Origin of the sequence: Desulfofundulus thermosubterraneus DSM 16057 (assembly GCF_900142025.1) — a bacterium.
GTDB lineage: Bacteria > Bacillota > Desulfotomaculia > Desulfotomaculales > Desulfovirgulaceae > Desulfofundulus > Desulfofundulus thermosubterraneus.
The window spans coordinates 1-21551 of sequence record NZ_FQZM01000009.1 but is presented as its reverse complement, the minus strand read 5'-3'; the positions used below and the strand labels follow the sequence as shown (position 1 = coordinate 21551).

Below are 21551 nucleotides of genomic sequence, written 5' to 3'. Positions count from 1 at the left end.
TTCTTTGTTTTCTTTTCCTTCTCTTTTCTCGCATCAGTGGCCCGATTCCTTCCTATTTCCAATCCCTGAAGTACAACTTTAACCGGAAGGGCGCGATTAAGAGGCCGGCCATGATCACCAGGCCGGCGTAACCAAATAGCGGATACAGTAATTGCACCAGCAGGGTAAAATCCATCCTGGCCAGGGGAAGGGAGAGCAAAATTGTCCCCAGGCCCACCAGGCGGTAGGGTATACCTCCGCCGGGTGCCAGGCGGCTGGCAAAGCCATGGGCGTCGGCAATAGCAGTGGTTATAATAGCCAGCCAGATCAACACCCCCAAGCCGTGTCGCCAGCCTTCTCCCAGTCCGCCCGCAATGCATAAAAGTGGCACCTGGTAGCGAGTGATCTGGGGATAATAAATCAGCCCCGCCAGGGTGACCAGGACAGCCGTGCTGCCCAAGGCAATCCCTCCGGTAACCCCGCCCAAAACCCCCGGCCTTTGTTCCACGTTGCGCCCCAGGGAAGATAATACGGCCAGCGGTACGACCATGTTATAGGAAACGTAAAGCACGCTTGACCAGAGCCAGTGACGGTCCGTGCCTGTCAGTGGCTGGCCTGCCTTTGTAATTTCGGGCCACCCGCCGTGGTGAATGACGGCCAGGAGGCAAACCAGGGCGATAATGCATACTTTCACCGGCACAAGGATCATGTTGGATAAGAGTACCCCTTCCAGCCCGCCTAAAATAACCAGAGCCGTGATCAGCGCGGCTAGCATTGTTCCCGCTTCCGTAGGCAGGCCGAATTGTTCATTGAATAAAGCGCCGCTGCCCGCCAGCATCACGACCAGTCCTCCCGGCAGCATGGCCAGGCTCAGCCAGTCCACCAACCGGGCGATCTTACGCCCCATCAAGAGCGGTAGCAGTTCTACATAGCTGCTGCACCTGACTGCCGTAGTGAAAGTCATTAATAAAAACCCCAGCACCCCAAAGAGCAGCGTGGCCAAACTGACGCCCCAGAGCCCTTTTTCTCCAAAAATAATAAAGAACTGCGTGATCTCCTGGCCGGACGCAAACCCGGCTCCAATCACCGTGCCGACATAAAGGGCGCTAACCTGAAACCATTGCCGGAACCCACCGCTACCCGGCAAGTCCACCACCCCCTTTTTCATTCCTATGCAGCGGAGGTGACAGTTTGACCCAAAATTAACTTCCCAGGAATAATACCGGACCCGGGGGGAAATAAATATACTAGTTATTGGCAAATCAGGGGGAATCCAAGATGATTGACAAGGCCCAGGAAATACAAGACTTCATGGCTGGCGGAAAGACAAGGGTTCATATAGAAGACCCCATGGCGGCCAAAAAATTTGGCTACGATCTTTTTACCCGCCTGGAGCGATGCGGCGGACTGTCCGGCCAGCCTCTGGTTTTGTTGTGCATTGGCACCGACCGGTCCACAGGTGACTGTCTTGGTCCGCTGGTAGGCACCAGGCTGGCCTCTAGCAACCAGGATTTTTTCACCGTTTACGGCACGCTGGACCAGCCTGTTCATGCTAGCAACTTGCAGGAAAAGCTGGATGAAATTTACCGCGTGCATCAGAATCCCCTGGTGATCGCCGTGGATGCCTCACTGGGCAGTGTGGACAGCGTCGGCTTTGTTACCATCGGGGATGGCGCCCTTCATCCGGGAGCCGGGGTAAACAAAAAGCTGCCTCCAGTTGGTGAGATTCACATCACCGGCATTGTTAACGTGGGCGGTTTTATGGAGTACCTGGTCCTGCAGAACACCAGGTTGAATCTGGTTATGCGTATGGCCGAAGTTATCGCACAGGGGGTATTGCACACCATAGCCCTCTGTACGAAAAGGGAAACCCGGGAAATTTGAACCCGGGTTTCTCGTTCTATTACAGTTCTTTGATGCGAGCTAAAACCTGTTCCGGTGTTTTCCCGGCCGCATCAATTACCGGCACCTTTGTGGTAATGTCCTGCATGTTCATGGCGTTATTGTCCAGCCCTGTAACTACCATGGCCAGGACATTTTCATCGCTGCCGGGGTTTACCACCGTATAACCTTGCTCTCTTAGGAGCTCCCTCAACCCCGTCAAATTTTCTTCCACGGCAATTTTTTTGGCCACATAAATGCACCTCCCGTTCCCTGTTAGTATGACCGGGAGGTGTTTTTTTAACTCACCCCGTTGTAAAGTTCCCGTCTTTTGCTTTCTTTGCCCGTGAGGCGGGGGAAAGAGCCGAAGATTTACGCCTGTTGAGCCGTTCTTTCTTTTAATATTTGGATCACTTCCTGGTCGGTGGTCTGGCTGAAATCAAGGTAAAACTGTCCCACGGCGTAAAAATCATCCGGAGTTTCCAGCACCACCAACTGGTCCACCTCATCTTCCAGCCGGTCCAGGGTATCCTGCGGCGCCACCGGAACGGCCAAAATGAGCTTCTGCGGCTTAAATTTTTGCCGGATCCAGCGCAGGGCGGCCTTCACCGTGTAGCCGGTGGCAATGCCGTCATCAACAACGATAATGCACCGCCCGCTGTAATCCGGGTACTCCATCTGGCCCCGATACAAGAGCATACGTCTTTCAATTTCTCTTTTTTCTCGTTCCACCATCCTGGCCAGGTCTTTTTCCTCCAGCTCTAGAAAATTAAGTAGTGGTTTATTAAAGAATGTTATGCCGTCCTGGGTCACCGCTCCGATGGCCACCTCCGGATTATGAGGCGCTCCAATTTTCCTTGGAATAATCACGTCCAGGGTCATACCCAGAATGCGGGCGATTTCCGCCCCCACCACCACCCCGCCCCGGGGTATAGCCAGCACCACACCGTTTTGCTTGCAGGTACCTGCCAATTCCATGGCTAACTTTTTTCCCGCCTCAACACGGTCGGCAAAAACCATGGGGTTATCACCACCTTTTTACTATCCTGGAGCTGTCGCTCATTCACTAATCTGAGTATGCTTAAATTCGGTGGTAATCAAACGTAAAATCTCTGTAAATTGAGTTTTTTAATCAATTGCAGGCCCCATGAGGCAGGTCGGGTGAAAGCAGCCTATTTGGCGCCGGATCATCATCTGCTGTTGGTGGTGCTGGATGTGTCATGGGTGTCTCCTTAGAAGTATTTTTTATTTTTTTTGTTTTTCTTTCACTGGAAAGGCCGTAATCCGCCTTCATCTTTTCATAACGGGCATGGGTAACTGGAGAAATTTCAGCAATTGGGAGCGCATCAAGAAGGGGTAATATTTTTCTCAAGCTTTCGCCCCTGAGCATCCACTGGTAGTAGTTGCGGCCGCCATGGGTATACGGGCCGTACAGGCGCGAGCCCGGAACGTTTTCAGTCAGCCACTCAAAAAGGCGGTGGTGCCGCGCATGCATGCGCAGGGTTATCTGTGGTTGCCTGCCGTCACCGCCAAAATGGCCCTCTCCCACCAGCAGTCCGAGTAAAAAACCCAGTTTAAAATCATCCATACCCAGCCCTCCATATTGTTGTTTCACCGTCATGTAACACGTGAAACATTTTTAAACCTTTAATAGATACTGTCGCATAAGTAACCGGGACGGCCCAGCACTCACTGGTAGGGTACTCCCTTTATGAGTACCCTGGTCACATGCGCTTAATAGCTATTCTAACGAGGCCTTTGTGATGGTGGTGCTGGGTCGCTCCTTAAGAGACAACCGCCGCTCGTTTCGTTTCTGGTTTTGCGACAATACCTAATATTTAATTCATAAGAAGATTAACAATTTCCTCCAGCTGTGCCCGGCTCTCAAAGGCAATTTCAATAACTCCCCGGCCACCCCGGCGGGAATGAATACGCACTCTTGTTCCCAGGGCACCACCAAGCATATCTTCCATAGATACCAATTCCTCATCCTTACTTCGGGAAGAAGGAGAGGCCTGTTTTTGTGCAGGCGCATGATTTTTACCATCTCTGCCGGTAAAACGGCGGATAAGTTCCTCGGTTTCACGGACATTTAACCCACCGGTAACCACTTCACGGGCGGCGGCAATTTGCGTGGCCGCATCGTCCAGGGAAAGGATGGCCCGGGCGTGGCCAGCCGTAAGCAAACCCGCACTGAGCATATCCTGAACTTCAGGGGGCAAACTCAGCAAACGCAAAGTGTTGGCGATAAATGAACGGCTCTTTGCCACCAGCCTGGCGATATCTTCCTGGGTAAGCCCAAACTCATCAATCAACCGGCGGTAAGCCACAGCTTCTTCCAGAGGGTTCAAGTCTTCTCGCTGCACATTTTCAATCAAAGAAATGGCCGAAGCCTCCAGGTCGTCGTAATCCCTGATGATGGCCGGGATAAACTCCAGACCCAGCACACGGCAGGCCCGCCAGCGACGCTCACCAGCAATGATTTCATACTTGCCACCCGGAACCGGCCGGACCACAATGGGCTGTACAACGCCATGCTCCTGTATGGAAAGCGCAAGCTCTTGAATTTTTTCCTGGTCAATGGCCTGGCGGGGCTGGCGGGGGTTCGGCTGCACTTCGTCAACCCGGATCTCCTGGAGCGAACCCTCACCTTCGGATTGCACCACAGGAATTAAAGCGCCCAGCCCTCTGCCAAGACCGCGTTTCTTACTCAATGCCCATCACTTCCTTAGCCAGCTCATGATAAACCTCCGACCCCCGGGAACGGCGATCGTAAATCATGATCGGCTGTCCGTGACTGGGGGCCTCACTCAAGCGAACATTACGAGGAATTATGGTTCTGTAAACCTGGCCGGGAAAAAATTTTTTAACTTCCTCTACCACCTGTATACTCAGGTTGGTCCTCCCATCAAACATGGTCAACAATATTCCTTCCAGCTCCAACCGGGGGTTTAAACGCTTTTGAACCAGATGAATGGTATTCATTAACTGACCAACCCCCTCGAGAGCATAGTATTCGCATTGTATGGGAATTAAAACCGAATTGGCGGCTGCCAAAGCATTCAAAGTAAGTAATCCAAGGGAGGGAGGACAATCCACAAAAATATAATCAAATTTTTCCTGAACGGGTTGTAATGCCTTACGCAGGACGCGCTCCCGATCGACCATGGAAACCAGCTCAATTTCGGCTCCGGCCAGCTCAATGGTGGCCGGGATCACCTTTAAACCGGGAACGGAGGAGTCTACAACCACACTGGACAATTCTCTTCCTCCAATGATTACATCGTAAATGCAAGAATCCAGCTGGTCTTTATCAATGCCCAAGCCGCTGGTGGCATTACCCTGGGGATCAATATCCACCAAAAGGACCTGTTTTCCCATAAGGGAAAGCCATGCCGCCAGATTTACTGCCGTAGTTGTCTTGCCAACACCTCCTTTTTGATTGGCAATGGCAATGGTCTTTCCCAATGGTAACCACTCCTTCAACTGGTTCATGTGGGCAAATATTCAACAAAACGAGCAGCTGTTCCTGCAAAGAAAATGGCCGCCATCTAAAACAGCGGCCATTTTCCAGCATTAACTACGAGGCTTAAAAGTTTCACATTTGGTCTGGGGAGAATGATTGGCTTTACTAACACCATTACGGTCAACCTGAATCATCGGAGCGCCGCAAACCAAATCGCTATTGAACTGGCACTCCGAAACTGAACATTTAATTTGCTGTGCCAAAGAACTCTCACCTCCAGAGATATATTGCCCTGCCTTTTTATAATTTATGTATGGTAAAAAACTTTTTTGTAAAATAATCTACCACAGGAAAAGCCTACAACGGACGGCGCTGCGGGACGCCCGGTCGGCGTGGATATTTTGCCGGGGTAGGTCCTGTCTTTTCAACTACAACCAGTTTCCTCATGTCACCTGTTATAGGCAAAAAAACTGTTTTGACCTCTTTTACACTACCACCCAGAACATTCAAGGCATTCCCGCAGGCGGGCAGCTCCTCATGCACCGCCGGGCCTTTAAGTGCAATAAAAAAGCCGCCAATTTTTAAAAAAGGAAGTGCATATTCGAGAAGCACGGGCAGCGGAGCTACCGCCCTGGCCAGGGCTAGATCAAAGCAAGCCCGGTAACAAACACGGTGGGCCAGTTCCTCGGCACGGCCGCAAGCTACCTCCACATCTGCCAGATCCAAAGATGCAGTCACATGGCGCAAAAAAACAGCTTTTTTAGCCGAAGATTCAATCAGGGTGCAGCGCAGGTCCTCGCACACAATTTTCACCGGCAAACCAGGAAAACCTGCACCGGCGCCAATATCAATAAGGCGAGCACCAGCGACGGGGTTGTAGATCAGCAGGCAGGTCAAAGAATCAATAAAATGTTTTACGACTACGTCCCGGAGATCCACCAGAGAGGTCAAATTAAACTTTTCGTTCCATTCGATCAGCAAACGGTAATAAAGAAAAAAACGGTCGCACATGGCTTCCGTCATGGGCAGGCCCAAAGCGGCAGCGGCGGCTAGCAATATTCTCTTAAATTCATGCAATTAGTATTACCCCCTTAAGCCACAGGCACATAGAAAACCAGTCGCCGACAATCCACCGTTAGTATACAATATTGTGCAAAACTGAGGCCATTTCATCCTCCGGGTAAAGGCCGGCCCTACAGGACGCTTCTCGATGACGGACGTCACCAGCATTCACTCTTGCCAACGCAGTGCCTTAGTTAACAAAACGGCACTACTGTACATTTACTCCTTTTCCTTCTTCTGTCTTTTGCGCCCGGTGGCGGCTCTCCAGGTACACCAGGAGCACGGCAATATCGGCGGGATTGACCCCCGATATACGGCTCGCCTGGCCAATGGAGCGGGGGCGAATTTGCTCCAGCTTTTGCTTTGCCTCGGTAGATAGCCCCTTGATGGCGCTATAATCTATATCATCGGGAATGCGCCGGTTCTCCAGTTTTTCGAACCGGTCTACCTGAGCCTGCTGCTTTTTAATGTAACCTTCATACTTAATCTGGATCTCCACTTCTTCTTCCACATCCTCAGGGAGCCCGGGAACTTCTGGATCGATTTCCTTAATGTGCTGGTAAGTAATCTCGGGCCGGCGCAACAACGCGGCCAGAGAAGAGGGCTGTTGCAGTGATGAGCTACCAGCATTTTCTAGCACGGCCTGCACCTTTTCATCCACCGTGACCATGGTGCGGCGCAAACGGTCAACCTCTTCCTTAATCATACGCCGCCTCTTTTCAAAGACCCGGTACCGTTCGGGAGTGACCAGTCCCACCTCGTAACCCTTTTCCGTGAGCCGCAGATCCGCGTTATCCTGGCGCAGGAGCAACCGGTATTCGGCCCGGGAGGTAAGCATGCGGTACGGCTCGTTTGTGCCCTTGGTGACCAGGTCGTCGATCAGCACGCCAATATAGGCCTCGGACCGGGACAGGATCAAAGGGTCCTTATCCTGGATGAATCGGGCAGCATTAATGCCCGCAATAATGCCCTGAGCAGCCGCCTCCTCGTACCCTGAAGTGCCGTTAATTTGCCCGGCACTGAACAAGCCTCGGATGTTCTTACATTCCAAGGAAAGCTTTAACTGGGTGGGAATGAGGTAATCGTACTCGATGGCATAGCCCGGGCGCATTATCTCAACTTTTTCGAGGCCGGGCAGGGATCGCAGCATGGCCAGCTGGACATCCTCAGGAAGGCTGGTGCTCATACCCTGCACATACATCTCCACCGTATCCAGGCCTTCAGGCTCGATGAACACCTGGTGGCTCTCGCGGTGGGCAAAACGCACCACCTTGTCTTCAATGGACGGGCAATAGCGGGGTCCCGTCCCTTTGATGAAACCGCTGAACAGGGGAGAACGGTGCAGGTTTTCTCGGATAATACGATGGGTTTCCGCAGTGGTATAGGTAAGCCAGCAGGGCACCTGTTCCCGGTGGGTTACGGGGGAAACAAAGGAAAAATTTAGCAGACGGTCATCCCCCGGCTGGATGGTCAGCTTACTAAAATCTATGGTCCGCCGGTCCACCCTTGCGGGAGTGCCCGTCTTAAACCGTCCCAGTTCCAAACCCAGTTCCCGCAAAGAATCGGACAATCCTACGGCGGCAAACTGGCCGTTGGGACCGCCTGTATAGGCCAGGTCGCCGATAATGATCCGGCCGTTCAAATATGTCCCGGTGGTAAGGATCACCACCGGGGCCAGGAACTTGGCGCCGGTTGTTCCCACAACCCCTTCCACGCAATCGCCCCTGACCAGCAAACGCTCCACCAGAACCTGCTTTACGTCCAGATGCTCCTGACTTTCTAAAACTTTCCTCATACTCCAGTGGTATCGCTTCTTGTCGGCCTGAGCCCGCAGGGCCCGCACTGCCGGTCCCTTTGCGGTATTCAACAGGCGCATCTGGATGGCCGTGCGGTCGGTATTGAGGCCAATCTCGCCCCCCAGGGCATCCACCTCCCGCACCAATTGGGCCTTGGCCGGGCCACCTACGGCCGGATTGCAGGGCATCAACGCCACATTATCTAAATTTAACGTGAGCACCAGAGTGCGGCAGCCCATGCGGGCCGCGGCCAGGGCCGCCTCGCAACCGGCATGGCCTGCCCCTACGACGATCACATCATATTTTCCCGCCACGTATTCCACGAAAGCAAGACCTCACTTTCCGATGCAGAAGTCCTGGAAAATACGATCAACGATATCATCGGCAACCGTGGTACCGGTAATTTCACCCAGAGCCTCCCAGGCCGCTCTTAAATCAATGGCTACCAGATCCAGGTTTTCACCGGCGGACAAAGCACGGAGCACCTCCTGCAGGTGTTCGTAGCAACGGGCCAGGGCCTGTTTGTGACGCACATGGCTGACCAGGGGCAGCTGTGAGGCCACCGCCTGACCGCCGAGAATCATCCGTTCAATGGCCTCCTCCACATGAGCCAGCCCCTGGCCGGTCTTTACCGAAATAACCTGCACAGGCTTGTCCGGGAAAAGCGAGGTCACCTGCCGCGCCAGAGCCTCGCCGTCGCCAATATCGCTCTTATTCACCAAAATGATCCCCGGTTGCTCCCGCACCAGCTCAAGGATGGAGCGGTCATCGGGCGTTAACCCCGTGCTGGCGTCCAGAACCACCAGAACCAGGTCAGCCATTTTCACCAGGTCCCGTGAACGCTCCACGCCGATCCTTTCCACAACGTCGTCGGTTTTCCGCAAGCCCGCCGTGTCGGCCAGGCGAACGGGTATGCCCCGGATATTCACCACTTCCTCGATGATATCCCTGGTGGTCCCGGGGATCTCGGTGACAATGGCCCGCTTTTCCCGCAGTAGGGAGTTAAGCAGGGAGGATTTACCCACATTGGGACGGCCCACAATGACCGTGCGCAACCCCTCCCGGTAAACCTTGCCGTACCGGGCCTGCCGGAGGAGTTCCTCCAAATCGCCCATGATAGCGCGTACCGATTCTACCATATCCTCACGGGTGGCTTCTTCAATCCCCTCTTCAGGAAAATCAATGCTGGCCTCCACCTGAGCCACCAGGCCCAGCAACCGGTCCTGGAAGGTACGTACCCGGGAGGAGAGCTCACCAGCCAGCAAAGACATGGCCACCGCAAGGCCAGCCTCCGTTTTCGCTCGGATAATATCCAGAACAGACTCTGCCTGGGCCAGGTCCAAGCGTCCGTTTAAAAAGGCCCGCCGGGTAAATTCGCCGGGCTCGGCCAGCCTGGCGCCGTGCTGCAGTACCAGTTCCAGGATTCGCCGGAGAGGAACGATGCCCCCGTGGCAGTTAAATTCCACCACGTCTTCCCGGGTAAAAGTGCGGGGGGCATACATCACACCCAGCAAAACTTCATCCACTGGCCGACCGGTGGCCGGATCCACCACCAAACCGTAAAACAAACGGTGGCTGCCCAGTTTCCGCCAATCCACACCCGTGCGGCTGACAAACAATTTTTCTGCAATGGGCACGGCCTCGGGGCCGGAAACACGCACGATTCCGATGGCCCCCTCGCCAAGAGGAGTGGCAATGGCAGCAATGGTATCATCCAACACCAGTCAACACCACCATTTGAAAAAACCCAGCCCGGCTTAAACCGGCTGGGTCTGCGGGAAATAAATTGACTATTTTTTCGGGGAGATGATAATTTTGCGGTAAGGCTCTTCGCCCTCGCTATAGGTAAAGATATCGTCCCTTCCCTGAAGCGCGGTATGGATAATCCTGCGCTCGTGAGAGGTCATTGGTTCCAGGACCACATTCCGGCCGCGCTGTTTGGCTTTTTCGGCCAACTTTAAAGCCAGACGCTGCAGAGTTTCTTCCCGCCGGCGACGGTACCCCTCCACATCAAGAAATACCTTGCAACGCTGATGCTGGTTCTTATTTACATAGAGAGTTATCAGGTACTGGAGGGCATCAAGGGTTTCTCCCCTCCTGCCGATCAGTATGCCCACATCTTTTCCCTCTATATCAATAAACACGTTATTTTCCTTTTCTTCGATAGCCATGTCTACGGGGAGGTTCATGGCCTCTAAAAGCCGGCCGAGCAATTCCTTTGCCCGGCGCGACGGCGTATCTTTAACCCTTACCCTGACCCGTGCCGGTCGTGAACCCAGCAGGCCCAAAAAACCTCTCGAAGGTTCCTCTAAAACCTCAATTTCCGCTTCCTCCCGGGAAATTCCCAGTTGGGCCAGCGCCAGGGAAACCGCCTCGTCAACTGTTTTAGCGGTTTTCTCTACTCCCTCCACCGGTGTTTAGCGCCTCCTTCAAACCTTGGGTATGCCTGTTCACAAAATACTGTTGAAGAATCCCAACGGCATTGAAAGTAACCCAGTATAAAGCCAGGCCTGCAGGCACGGTAGCACTAATCCAGGCAATAAAGATGGGCATGATGATCAGCATGGTGCGCTGGGTAGGATCGGTCATATTGGTGGTCATGCGCGATTGAACAAAGGTAGTCAACCCGGCTAAAAGGGGGAGGATAAAATAGGGGTCTCCCACCTGGCTCAAGTTTTTAACCCACAGAAACCGGGCATGAGCAGGATCCGCATAATTAAAATGTAAAAGCGCACGATACAGGGCAATTAAAATGGGCATCTGAATCAAAAGGGGCAAACATCCGGCCATGGGGTTCACATTATGTTCCCGGTATAGTTCCATAATTTTTTGCTGCATCTTCTGTGGATCTTTGTTACGATAACGATCCTGAATCTCCTTAACCTTGGGCGCCAGCTGCTGCATGAGCACCATAGAGCGCATCTGCTTTACGGATAGAGGGTAAAGGATAACCTTAATGAGAATAGTTAACAGGATTATCGCCAGGCCGTAATTGGCTACATGAGCCAGCTCTGTAAGGTGGTACAACCAGTTTAACAGAGCGGTCATGCCATCAACTAGAGCTTGAAACAAACCATCCCCTCCTTGCTTATTTAACCGGATCATAGCCACCCCGGGAAAGGGGATGGCAACGGAAAAGACGCCACAAGGATAAAAGCAAACCGCGGACCACACCGTATTTAACCACGGCCTGTACGGCGTACTCGGAACATGTGGGATAAAAACGACAACTGGGCGGCTTCAAAGGCGAAATAAAACGCTGGTAAAAACGCAATATGGCGATAACCAGAGCACGCACAGGCGATCAACCTTTCAGCGTCATCTTGCGGGCAGCCCGCCGGGTTAAGTGGTAGAGCTGTGCCGCCAGATCATGGAAGTTTTTCCCGACAGCCTCCCTGCGGGCGATAATCACTACATCATGATCTTGTGGAAACCAACCCTCATTGAGACGGCAGATTTCCCGCAAAACACGGCGCACGCGGTTCCGAACAACTGCCTTGCCCGTTTTTTTACTTACGGAAAAACCAAAACGCCGGCCCTGTCCTCGATTACGGGACAAATATAAGACCAGGACGTTACTGGCCACGGAATGACCTCGCCGGTAAACCCGTTGAAAATCTTTTTTCTTTTTTAAAATCTCCATGGCCATAGACCAATCCCGCTCACAAAATCATCCGGCCAAATTACGAAAAGGCCACCTTGATATCAAGCGGCCTTATGCGGTAAGTCTCTTTCTTCCCTTCAGCCTTCTCCTCTTAATTACATTGCGGCCCGCCCTGGTGGACATGCGCTTTAAAAAGCCGTGAATCTTTTTACGCTTCCTGTTCTTCGGCTGATAAGTGCGCTTCAAATCATCACACCTCCTCACCACCGTCCCGACTGGAAAAACCAGACACATCACATGTAATTATATAAGAAAAACCCTTCCCAAGTCAAGAAAAAAACCCCCGGGCGCCCGGGCGGGAATCGTCTGTCCACAACATACATAATTATCCACAGGATACCATTTTATCGGTTGATAAGCCCCGGCAAATTTGATATGATTGAATCGCCGGCAGCCGGAGATGAAATTACCCACAGGTTGTGGGTAAAGTTGGGTATAAGGCTGTCGATATCTATACTAAAAAATATCCAAGGGACAAGCCCCGTTAAAATCGCTTGCGGAGGCTTTTTTAAGTTTAACAAACATCTGTAAGCAGGGGGTTACCACATATGATCAAAACACATGTCGCCGAGATTTGGGATGAACTCCTGGCCCATATTCAGCCGCGCCTGGATGCGGAAACCTATGAGATCTGGCAGGAATCGGTACTCCCCCTGGGGTTTCACCGGAGCACATTCTTTATCCAGGTTCCCAACCAATTTTACAGGGACTGGCTGGTCACCCGCTACGCATCCATAATTAAAAATTACCTGCAGGAAATCACCAGGGACGAAATTGAAGTACAATTTTTACCAGCAGAAGAAGTCAATGAAAAACTACTCAACAGAATACGCAAATCAACGCCTTCTGTGTCCGTGGAAACCTGCCCCCTCAACCCCCGCTACACCTTTGATACCTTCGTGGTGGGCAATAGCAACCGGTTTGCCCATGCAGCCTGCCTGGCAGTAGCCGAATCTCCGGCGGAAACCTATAATCCCCTGTTTATTTACGGCGGAGTAGGATTGGGCAAAACCCACCTGATGCATGCCATAAGCCACTACATCCTGAAACGCGGCAACCACAGCCGGATAGTTTACGTTACCTCCGAAAAGTTCACCAATGAACTGATCAATGCCATTGCGAACAAGCGGGCAGTGGAATTCCGGGACAAGTACCGGGGCATGGACGTGCTGCTCATTGATGACATACAGTTCCTGGCCGGGAAGGAACGCACCCAAGAAGAATTTTTCCATACCTTTAATACTTTATACGAAGCAAACAAGCAAATCGTCATTTCCAGCGACCGGCCACCCAAGGAAATACCTACGCTGGAAGACCGGCTGCGCTCGCGCTTTGAATGGGGTCTTATAACTGATATCCAGCCGCCGGATCTGGAAACGAGAATTGCTATTTTAAAGAAAAAAGCCCACCTGGACAACGTTAACATACCCGATGATACGGTGGAATACATAGCGCAGCAAATAACGTCCAACATCCGGGAACTAGAGGGGGCGCTCATCCGGGTGGTAGCCTACGCCTCCCTGTACAAGCAGCAGATTACCACCCAACTGGCCCGGGATATCCTTAAGGACATTCTACCCAGAAAGTCACCCAAACAGATTACAGCGCAGCTCATACAGGAAAAGGTAGCCGCCTACTACGGCCTCAAACCCGAAGAATTCAAATCCAAAAAGCGCAGCCGAAACGTGGCCTTTCCCCGGCAGATCGCCATGTACCTGGCCCGCGAACTGACGGATCTCTCCCTGCCCCAAATCGGGGACGCCTTCGGAGGAAGAGACCATACCACCGTGCTCCACGCCTACGAAAAGATCAGCACCCAGCTGGCTACTGACGCGCTGCTAGAACAAGCAATCAAAGAAATCAAACAAAAAATTCAAGAAGAAATATAGCAGGTGTCAGGCAACTGGACTCTAAAAGCTTGCCTGCTCAAACCGGGTTCGATGAATATTACAAAAGTATAGGACCCTTGGCCATATCAGTTTCACCAACTGAGGATGAAAATGGGTGCTGTTCAACACGAGGCGAGCGCGTGCAAACAGCAGGTAAAAACTATTTTCGAAGCAGAATTAACCTGACACTTATCCACAGGACAAAAGCTACGTTTTTAGCCCTATTTCCAGGCAAAGATGTGCTTATCCACAAGTGCGCAACCACTACTATAAACTACAATACTTAATTTCTTAATTATGATCATGATTGTGGGGGAAAACCGGTGAAGTTTACCACAAGCAAATCAACTCTCGCCTATGCCATAGGAACCGTACAAAAGGCAGTTTCCCCGCGGTCACCGCTGCCCATCCTCTCGGGCATCCTTCTTGAGGTACACGGCGACCAGCTCACCGTTACCGGGTCCGACACGGAACTGACCATTCAATGTACGGTGAACGTAGAAACGGAAAATGAGGGCTCCATCGTCTTACCCATCCGCTATATTGCAGACCTGGTCCGCTACCTGCCGGATGTACCCATCCAGTTCCACACCCTGCCGGAAAGTACCAGTACCACCATAATCTACGGGACCTCCCAGGTAAACATCCATGGGTTTGAACCGGAACAATACCCGCGCCTGCCGGCAGTAGAAAAGGGAGCCAGCTTTTCCCTGCCCCAGGATGCACTAAGAGATATGTTGCGACAGGTACTTTTTGCCGTTTCCACAGATGAAACGCGGCCCATCTTCACCGGCGTTTTGATGCAGGTAACAGGCAGCCAGCTGCGGCTGGTGGCCACCGATACTTACCGCCTGGCCGTGCGCCGCTTTCAGCTGGACCAGGAACCGGAACAACAAATTAACGCCGTTATTCCAGGAAAAACTTTAAACGAAGTGGTCAGGTTAACTGGCGGCACTGAAGATGAAATTACTATTATATGCGGGGAAAATCACGTTTTCTTCCTTACCGGAACATTGAAAATAGCCTCCCGGTTAATTGCGGGACAGTACCCTCCCTATGAACAGGTTATTCCGAGGGAATTTATTACACGCACGCGGCTGGCCACCAGAGAAATACTGGAAGCTACGGAAAGAGCCTCTTTGCTTGTGCGCGAGGGGTACCCGGTGGTACAATTCACATTACAGGAGAATAGCTGTGTGGTTTCCGTACAAACCCAGGTTGGCTGGATCCGGGAAGAGGTCAGCGGGGTAGTAGAAGGGGAACCCCTGGAAATCTGGTTCAATGCCCGATACATGAGTGAAAGTTTGCGGGCCCTGGGCAGCGAAGAATTAAGCCTGGAACTAACTGGTTCTTTGAGTGCGGCTGTGCTCAGGCCGGCGCGGGAGGAAAACTACCTGTCCCTGCTGCTGCCGGCAAAACCGCCTAAAGAATAGCGGGCGCAGTAGGCCCGGGAGGAATCAGGTGCATATAGAGCAGATCCGCCTGGAAAATTTTCGTGGCTATGCCCGGCTACAATGGCAACCCGACCCCTTGATCAATATCATTACGGGAGGCAACGCCCAAGGCAAAACCAACCTCCTGGAGGCCATTTTTTTTGGCTTTACCGGGCATTCCTTCCGAACAATCCGTGACAGGGAGATGATCCGCTGGGGCAGTTCTTTTTGCCGGGTGGAAATAAATTTCCGGTTCGGGCAGCAGGAAAACTCTACGGCTATTCTTTTGACCGCCGAAGGAAAAAAACAGAATAAGCGAAACGCAAACACGGGTCGGGCCATGGACCCGGTCCTGCTACCCCTGGTGTTTACCCCTGATCACCTGCTAATGATCAAAGGAAGTCCTGTCATAAGGCGCCGCTGGCTGGATCAAGAGCTCGGACCCCTGCAACCAGGCTACCTGGCCTACTTTCGCCGCTACCAGCAGGTGCTGGCTCAGCGAAACAGATTATTACAGGGAATGAGGGTAAACCAACGCACCCGGCAGGAGCTGGAGCCGTGGAACCAGCAACTGGCGGCTTTTGGCGCCAAAGTTATTGCCTGGCGCTGTCGCCTGTTGGCCGAGCTTTCTCCCATAGTGCGCGAGATTTACGGCCAGATAGGCGGGAGGGGCGAAAAAGCCGGCCTCCTGTACCTTTCCTCCCTACCCCTGGAACGGACAACTGGAGAAACGGAAATCTGCGAGCGCTTTATGGGGGAATTATCCAGGCGCTATGCCGAGGAAATAGCCCGGGGTCAAACCCTAATTGGACCCCACCGGGACGATCTGGGCACCACCATCAACGGGCAGGACGCTCGCCGCTTTGGCTCCCAGGGGCAACAGCGCACCCTGGTTCTGGCGCTAAAGCTGGCCCAACTGGAATTAGGAAGGCGCTTTGCAGGGGATTACCCCGTTGTCCTCCTGGATGACGTTTTTTCCGAACTGGATCAAAACCGGAGGGCCCAGCTGATAGAGCATATCCGGGGGAAAACGCAGGTTTTCGTAACAACCAGCCAATCCGCCGGTATAGATCTTGCCAGCCTTTCCGGGCGTATCATAACTGTCCGGGAACATGTACTTCATGAAGGGGGTTAAATTTTGTTTTTACATCTTGGCGGTGATGTGATCATCCCTAAAAAAGACGTAATTGCTATATTGAACGTACGCGCGGCGAATTCTCCTATCACGAAAGAGTTCTTGGAAATTGCTATGGAAGAAAAAACGGTACGGATTATTGCGAAAAAGGGCAAGGAAAAATCCTTTGTCCTTACCCGCGAGCAAATATTTGTATCCCCTATTTCCTGTTCCACCTTAAAGAAAAGGGCAGAAATGATAATTTTTACTGAAGATTAGCTAAAGCATTCCAAAATAAGGTTATAATTCTATTATGACATCTAATAAAAGACTCGTTTTCAAGAAATGGAGGTCCCGGCCTTGCTGGAACAGGAGATGAATAATCGCTACGGCGCGGAAGAGATACAGGTTCTCGAAGGGTTGGAAGCCGTCCGCCGCCGCCCGGGGATGTATATAGGGAGCACCGGTCCCCGGGGTCTGCACCACCTGGTTTATGAAGTGGTGGACAACAGCATAGACGAAGCCATGGCCGGTTTCTGCGACCGGATAGAAGTAGTTGTCCATAAGGACAACAGTGTGACCGTAATTGACAACGGCCGCGGTATTCCCGTGGACATTCACCCCAAAACCGGCCTGCCGGCGGTGGAAACGGTCCTCACCATGCTGCACGCCGGGGGAAAATTTGGCGGCACCGTATACAAAGTTTCCGGGGGGCTGCACGGGGTAGGTGTATCGGTGGTAAACGCCCTTTCCGAGTGGCTGGAAGTAGAGATTTGCCGGGACGGGCACGTTTATCACCAGCGTTACGAACGGGGGAAAGCGGTTACCCCGTTGAAAACCATTGGTACGGCTAAAGCCACGGGCACCAAGGTTTCCTTTAAGCCGGATGCGGAAATCTTTGAAGAGCTGGTATTCAACCACGAAACCTTGAGCCAGCGCCTCAGGGAGCTGTCTTTTTTAAACCGGGGCATTAAAATTATCTTCCGGGATGAGCGTACGGACCAGGAGGTAGTCTACCAGCACGACGGCGGCATCAGGGATTTTGTGCACTACCTGAATAAAAATAAAGAGGTCCTGCACAACCGGCCCATTTACGTGTTTGGCGAGCGGGAAAACGTCCAGGTGGAGGTGGCCCTGCAATATACCGAGGGCTACGTGGAAAGCCTGTTTTCCTACGTCAACAACATCCACACCGTGGACGGGGGCACTCATGAGGCCGGTTTTAAAAGCGCTCTCACCCGGGTGGTCAATGACTACGGGAGAAAATACAACCTCTTAAAAAACGGCACCCCCGCCCTTACGGGAGAGGATATCCGGGAAGGGCTGACGGCGGTGATCAGCGTCAAGGTGCCGGAGCCACAGTTTGAAGGCCAGACCAAGACTAAGCTGGGGAACAGCGAAGTGCGGGGGATTGTGGATACGGTAGTGGCCGACGGGCTGGCCACCTTCCTGGAGGAAAACCCGAGCATTGCCCGCAGGATACTGGATAAAGCCATTACCGCCGCCCGGGCCCGGGAAGCAGCCCGCAAGGCCCGGGAGTTGACCAGGCGCAAGAGCGCCCTGGAAAGTGCTTCTTTGCCCGGGAAGCTGGCCGACTGCTCCGATCGGGATCCCAGCAAGACTGAATTGTACCTGGTGGAGGGGGACTCGGCCGGCGGTTCGGCCAAACAAGGGCGGGACCGGCGGTTCCAGGCCATCCTGCCCCTGCGGGGCAAAATCTTGAACGTAGAAAAGGCGCGCATGGACAAGATCCTGGCCAACGAGGAGATCCGGGCCCTGATCACGGCCCTGGGTACGGGAATTGGGGAAGACTTTGACTTGAGCAAGGCCAGGTACCACCGCATCTTGCTCATGAGCGATGCGGACGTGGACGGGGCCCATATCCGCACCCTGCTTTTAACCTTCTTTTACCGCTACATGCGCCCCCTTCTAGAGGCGGGTTACGTTTATATTGCCCAGCCCCCCCTGTACCGCATTCGTAAGGGCAAGATTGACCGTTATGCCTACAGTGATGCCGAGCTGGAGGAAATACTCAAGGAAATCGGCCGCGACGGGGTTTCCATTCAGCGCTACAAGGGTCTTGGTGAAATGAACCCGCAGCAGCTTTGGGAAACCACCATGAACCCGGAAAAGCGGACCATTTTAAAAGTGAGCATAGAGGACGCCATAGAAGCAGACGCTATCTTCTCCATGCTCATGGGAGACCGGGTTGAGCCCCGCCGGGAGTTTATCCAACAGAACGCCCGGGCCGTGCGCAACCTGGATGTTTAAGCAAAAACATAACTTTTTGAGGTGACCTTTGTTGTCCGTTAATATCGGCAAGGTAATTTCCATCGACATCAAAGAGGAAATGAAACACTCCTACCTGGATTACGCCATGAGCGTAATCGTGGGCCGTGCCCTGCCCGATGTGCGAGACGGGCTGAAACCAGTGCACCGGCGCATTCTTTACGCCATGCACCAACTGGGGCTTACCCCCGACCGTCCCCACCGCAAGAGCGCCCACATTGTGGGTGAGGTAATGTCCAAGTTCCACCCCCACGGGGATATGGCCATTTACGACGCCCTGGTGCGCATGGCCCAGGACTTTGCCAGCCGCTATCCCCTGGTGGACGGCCACGGCAACTTTGGCTCCGTTGATGGGGACGCCCCTGCGGCCATGCGCTACACGGAAGCCCGCATGGCCCGCATTACCATGGCCATGCTGGCGGATATTGAAAAGAATACGGTCGACTTCATCCCCAACTACGACGGCAGCACCGAGGAACCCAAGGTATTGCCCGCCCGCATCCCCAACTTGCTCGTGAACGGCTCCTCGGGCATTGCCGTGGGCATGGCCACCAATATCCCGCCCCACAACCTAGGGGAAGTAATCGACGGCGTGATCAGGCTAATCGACAACCCGGACATCACCATTCCGGAGTTAATGCAGGTAATCAAAGGGCCCGACTTCCCCACCGGCGGGAAGATTATGGGCCGGCAGGGCATCCGGGAGGCCTACCAGACGGGCCGGGGAGCCATAAAGGTGCGTGCCCAGGCCACGGTGGAAAAAATTGGCGGGGGCAAGAACGCCATTATTGTCCACGAAATACCCTTTATGGTGAACAAGGCCCGGCTGATTGAAAAAATAGCCGAGCTGGTCCGGGAAAAGAAAATCGACGGTATTACCGACCTGCGGGACGAATCGGACCGGCGGGGAATGCGTATAGTCATTGAGCTGCGGCGGGATGCCAAGCCCCGGGTGATCCTCAACCAACTCTACAAGCATACCCAAATGCAGGAAACCTTCGGGGTAATCATGCTGGCCCTGGTGGACGGCCAGCCCCAGGTATTGAACCTGCGGCAGATGCTGGGCCATTACCTGGAGCACCAGAAGGAAGTGGTCGTCCGGCGCACCCGCTTTGACCTGGACAAGGCCGAGGCCCGGGCCCACATTGTGGAAGGGTTACGCATTGCCCTGGATCACATCGACGAGGTCATCAATACCATCCGAGCCTCCCGGACGGTGGAAATAGCAAAAAATGCCCTGATGGAAAAATTCGGCCTTTCCGAAAAACAGGCTCAGGCCATTCTGGATATGCGCCTCCAGCGCCTAACCGGCCTGGAGCGGGACAAGCTGGAAGAGGAATACAAAGAACTTTTGGACAGGATTGCCTACCTGCGGGGTGTGCTGGCCGATGAACGGAAGGTCTTGCAGATTATTAAAGACGAGCTGACCGAAATGCGGCAGAAATTTGCCGATCCCCGCCGCACGGTGATCAGCGACGAGGATACCACCCTGGAAGCCGAGGATTTGATTCCGGAAGAAGAAGTGGTAATCACCATTACCAACCAGGGTTATATCAAGCGCATGCCCCTGGATACCTATCGGAGCCAGAAGCGCGGCGGCCGGGGCATCACCGCCATGGGGACAAAGGAAGAGGACTTTGTGCGGCATTTATTTATCACCGGCACGCACCACTACTTCCTCTTCTTTTCCAACCGCGGGAAGGTCTACCGCCTGAAGGTGCACGAAATTCCCGAAGCAGGGCGCCAGGCCAAGGGTACGGCCCTTGTCAACCTGATCTATATCGGCCCGCAGGAGCGGATCACTGCGGTGATCCCGGTACGGGAATTCAGCAATGGACTGTATCTCTTCATGGCCACACGCTTTGGCGTGGTGAAGAAAACGGAGCTGGAGCAATTTGACACCTCCCGTCGGGACGGCATTATCGCCATCAAGCTTGACGATCAGGACGAGTTGGTGGAAGTTAAACTCACTAGCGGCAAAGAGGAGATTATCTTGGGTACGCGCCAGGGGCTGGCCATTCGCTTCCCCGAGGAGGAAGTGCACCCCTACGGGCGTAACGCCCGGGGTGTGAAGGGCATTACCCTGGAACCGGGGGATACGGTGGTGGCCATGGACATCGTCCGCCCCGACGGGGACGTGCTGGTAGTCACGGCCAACGGCTACGGCAAACGCACCCCCGTGTCCGATTACCGCCTCCAGTCCCGGGGCGGCAAGGGGATCATCAGCGCTCGGGTGACCGGGCGCAACGGTCCGGTGGTAGCCATGCAGGTGGTCAAACCTGACGAGGAAATCATGGTGATCAGCGCCGAGGGGATTATCATCAGGCTCAAAGCCAGCGACATTTCCACTATGGGGCGGGCCACCCAGGGCGTAATGCTCATGCGCCTGACCCCAGGGGACAAACTGGTGGCCGCAGCTCTGGTCAGCGCCGAAGAATAACTTAACCCAATTTTAATCAAAACTTAATTTCATGTTGACAGCATCTTAACCCTGTGGTATATTAAATCCTGCACTCGCTAAATGGAGTCCGGCCGGGTTGCCCTGTAAGAGGGTGACCGGCAGGACCATAAAAAAGTAAAAATTACCTATTGACTAAGCTTAAAAAAGTTTGATACAATCAAAAATGCGCATTGAGCGCGGGTAGTGGTCCTTGAAAACTAAACAGGGAGGAAGAAGGCAAGCGGGGGGGCTGTTGGAAGCGCCATAAAGAGGTGCGGAAGCGGCCTGGACCTCGTTGGAAGGCGAGCAGTAATTCCGAAAGAGCATGGACGGACTTGAAGATTTAATGGAGAGTTTGATCCTGGCTCAGGACGAACGCTGGCGGCGTGCCTAACACATGCAAGTCGAGCGATTGAGAGGTGAGAGGTGAGAGGTTAGAAGTGAGATTAAGAAGGCTTTGGCAAAGCCAAAGCCAACAATAAATCTCACATCTCGCTTCTCACATCTCACCTCTCAATAGCGGCGGACGGGTGAGTAA

General features: G+C 53.3%; 22 protein-coding genes and 1 rRNA gene. 8 read left to right on the top strand and 15 right to left on the bottom strand.

Translation table 11 applies throughout. From position 1 onward, the window contains the following. Positions 1-52: 52 nt before the first annotated feature. Positions 53-1132: a YkvI family membrane protein gene (locus tag BUA65_RS04015; protein ID WP_341349605.1), complete on the bottom strand. Its 1080-nt coding sequence runs from the start codon at positions 1130-1132 to the stop codon at positions 53-55. A 125-nt stretch (positions 1133-1257) separates the two neighbouring features. Here BUA65_RS04015 and yyaC point away from each other — a divergent pair, with 125 nt between their 5' ends. Next, positions 1258-1863, top strand: a complete 606-nt coding sequence (gene yyaC, locus BUA65_RS04010) for a spore protease YyaC (RefSeq protein ID WP_072867484.1) — start codon at positions 1258-1260, stop codon at positions 1861-1863. Between the two features lie 19 nt (positions 1864-1882). On the opposite strand, the gene BUA65_RS04005 is transcribed toward yyaC, so the two are convergent. The 14 genes from BUA65_RS04005 to rpmH form a co-directional block, all read right to left on the bottom strand. Continuing rightward, positions 1883-2113, bottom strand: a complete 231-nt coding sequence (locus BUA65_RS04005; RefSeq protein WP_072867483.1) for a YkuS family protein — start codon at positions 2111-2113, stop codon at positions 1883-1885. Between the two features lie 119 nt (positions 2114-2232). After that, positions 2233-2880 carry a phosphoribosyltransferase gene (locus tag BUA65_RS04000; protein ID WP_072867482.1) on the bottom strand — a complete coding sequence of 216 codons (648 nt, stop codon included), beginning with the start codon at positions 2878-2880 and terminating at the stop codon, positions 2233-2235. A gap of 112 nt (positions 2881-2992) precedes the next feature. After that, positions 2993-3448: a hypothetical protein gene (locus BUA65_RS03995; protein ID WP_072867481.1), complete on the bottom strand. Its 456-nt coding sequence runs from the start codon at positions 3446-3448 to the stop codon at positions 2993-2995. Between the two features lie 250 nt (positions 3449-3698). Then, positions 3699-4574, bottom strand: coding sequence for a ParB/RepB/Spo0J family partition protein (locus BUA65_RS03990; RefSeq protein ID WP_072867480.1), 876 nt, complete (start codon positions 4572-4574; stop codon positions 3699-3701). After that, the gene (locus BUA65_RS03985; protein ID WP_072867479.1) at positions 4567-5328 is read right to left on the bottom strand and encodes a ParA family protein; all 762 of its coding nucleotides are present in this window, start codon (positions 5326-5328) and stop codon (positions 4567-4569) included. Before BUA65_RS03985 ends, BUA65_RS03990 begins: the two co-directional genes overlap by 8 nt. A gap of 108 nt (positions 5329-5436) precedes the next feature. Continuing rightward, entirely contained in the window at positions 5437-5589 is a 153-nt protein-coding gene (locus BUA65_RS03980; RefSeq protein WP_072867478.1) for a DUF1540 domain-containing protein, read from the bottom strand. Between the two features lie 94 nt (positions 5590-5683). Continuing rightward, positions 5684-6403 carry a 16S rRNA (guanine(527)-N(7))-methyltransferase RsmG gene (gene rsmG, locus BUA65_RS03975; RefSeq protein ID WP_072867477.1) on the bottom strand — a complete coding sequence of 240 codons (720 nt, stop codon included), beginning with the start codon at positions 6401-6403 and terminating at the stop codon, positions 5684-5686. 193 nt (positions 6404-6596) lie between these two features. Beyond that, positions 6597-8507, bottom strand: coding sequence for a tRNA uridine-5-carboxymethylaminomethyl(34) synthesis enzyme MnmG (gene mnmG / locus BUA65_RS03970; protein WP_072867476.1), 1911 nt, complete (start codon positions 8505-8507; stop codon positions 6597-6599). Positions 8508-8519: 12 nt separating this feature from the next. Beyond that, a complete protein-coding gene (gene mnmE / locus BUA65_RS03965) occupies positions 8520-9905 on the bottom strand; it encodes a tRNA uridine-5-carboxymethylaminomethyl(34) synthesis GTPase MnmE (protein ID WP_072867475.1) in 1386 nt (461 codons plus the stop codon). Between the two features lie 69 nt (positions 9906-9974). Further along, on the bottom strand, positions 9975-10595 hold the full coding sequence (gene jag / locus BUA65_RS03960) for an RNA-binding cell elongation regulator Jag/EloR (protein WP_072867474.1): 621 nt from the start codon (positions 10593-10595) through the stop codon (positions 9975-9977). Next, positions 10570-11256 (bottom strand): YidC/Oxa1 family membrane protein insertase, encoded by a 687-nt coding sequence (locus tag BUA65_RS03955; RefSeq protein ID WP_242656226.1) that lies wholly within the window; start codon positions 11254-11256, stop codon positions 10570-10572. The genes jag and BUA65_RS03955 overlap by 26 nt, the downstream gene beginning before the upstream one ends. A 16-nt stretch (positions 11257-11272) precedes the next feature. Then, positions 11273-11482 (bottom strand): membrane protein insertion efficiency factor YidD, encoded by a 210-nt coding sequence (gene yidD, locus BUA65_RS03950; RefSeq protein ID WP_072867472.1) that lies wholly within the window; start codon positions 11480-11482, stop codon positions 11273-11275. Positions 11483-11488: 6 nt separating this feature from the next. Continuing rightward, positions 11489-11833 (bottom strand): ribonuclease P protein component, encoded by a 345-nt coding sequence (gene rnpA / locus BUA65_RS03945; protein ID WP_072867471.1) that lies wholly within the window; start codon positions 11831-11833, stop codon positions 11489-11491. 66 nt (positions 11834-11899) lie between these two features. Then, entirely contained in the window at positions 11900-12034 is a 135-nt protein-coding gene (gene rpmH, locus BUA65_RS03940; protein ID WP_013824550.1) for a 50S ribosomal protein L34, read from the bottom strand. Between the two features lie 365 nt (positions 12035-12399). Here rpmH and dnaA point away from each other — a divergent pair, with 365 nt between their 5' ends. The 7 genes from dnaA to BUA65_RS03905 all read left to right on the top strand — a co-directional run. Continuing rightward, positions 12400-13737: a chromosomal replication initiator protein DnaA gene (gene dnaA / locus BUA65_RS03935; RefSeq protein ID WP_439328930.1), complete on the top strand. Its 1338-nt coding sequence runs from the start codon at positions 12400-12402 to the stop codon at positions 13735-13737. A 323-nt stretch (positions 13738-14060) separates the two neighbouring features. Further along, on the top strand, positions 14061-15170 hold the full coding sequence (dnaN, locus tag BUA65_RS03930; RefSeq protein WP_072867469.1) for a DNA polymerase III subunit beta: 1110 nt from the start codon (positions 14061-14063) through the stop codon (positions 15168-15170). 28 nt (positions 15171-15198) lie between these two features. Further along, positions 15199-16305 carry a DNA replication/repair protein RecF gene (recF, locus tag BUA65_RS03925; protein ID WP_072867468.1) on the top strand — a complete coding sequence of 369 codons (1107 nt, stop codon included), beginning with the start codon at positions 15199-15201 and terminating at the stop codon, positions 16303-16305. A gap of 3 nt (positions 16306-16308) precedes the next feature. Then, positions 16309-16563 (top strand): extracellular matrix regulator RemB, encoded by a 255-nt coding sequence (gene remB / locus BUA65_RS03920; RefSeq protein WP_072867467.1) that lies wholly within the window; start codon positions 16309-16311, stop codon positions 16561-16563. A gap of 96 nt (positions 16564-16659) precedes the next feature. Continuing rightward, positions 16660-18555: a DNA topoisomerase (ATP-hydrolyzing) subunit B gene (gene gyrB, locus BUA65_RS03915; RefSeq protein ID WP_278246266.1), complete on the top strand. Its 1896-nt coding sequence runs from the start codon at positions 16660-16662 to the stop codon at positions 18553-18555. A gap of 31 nt (positions 18556-18586) precedes the next feature. Beyond that, entirely contained in the window at positions 18587-21013 is a 2427-nt protein-coding gene (gene gyrA / locus BUA65_RS03910) for a DNA gyrase subunit A (RefSeq protein WP_072867465.1), read from the top strand. 343 nt (positions 21014-21356) lie between these two features. Then, a 16S ribosomal RNA gene (locus tag BUA65_RS03905) occupies positions 21357-21551 on the top strand; the annotation flags it as partial.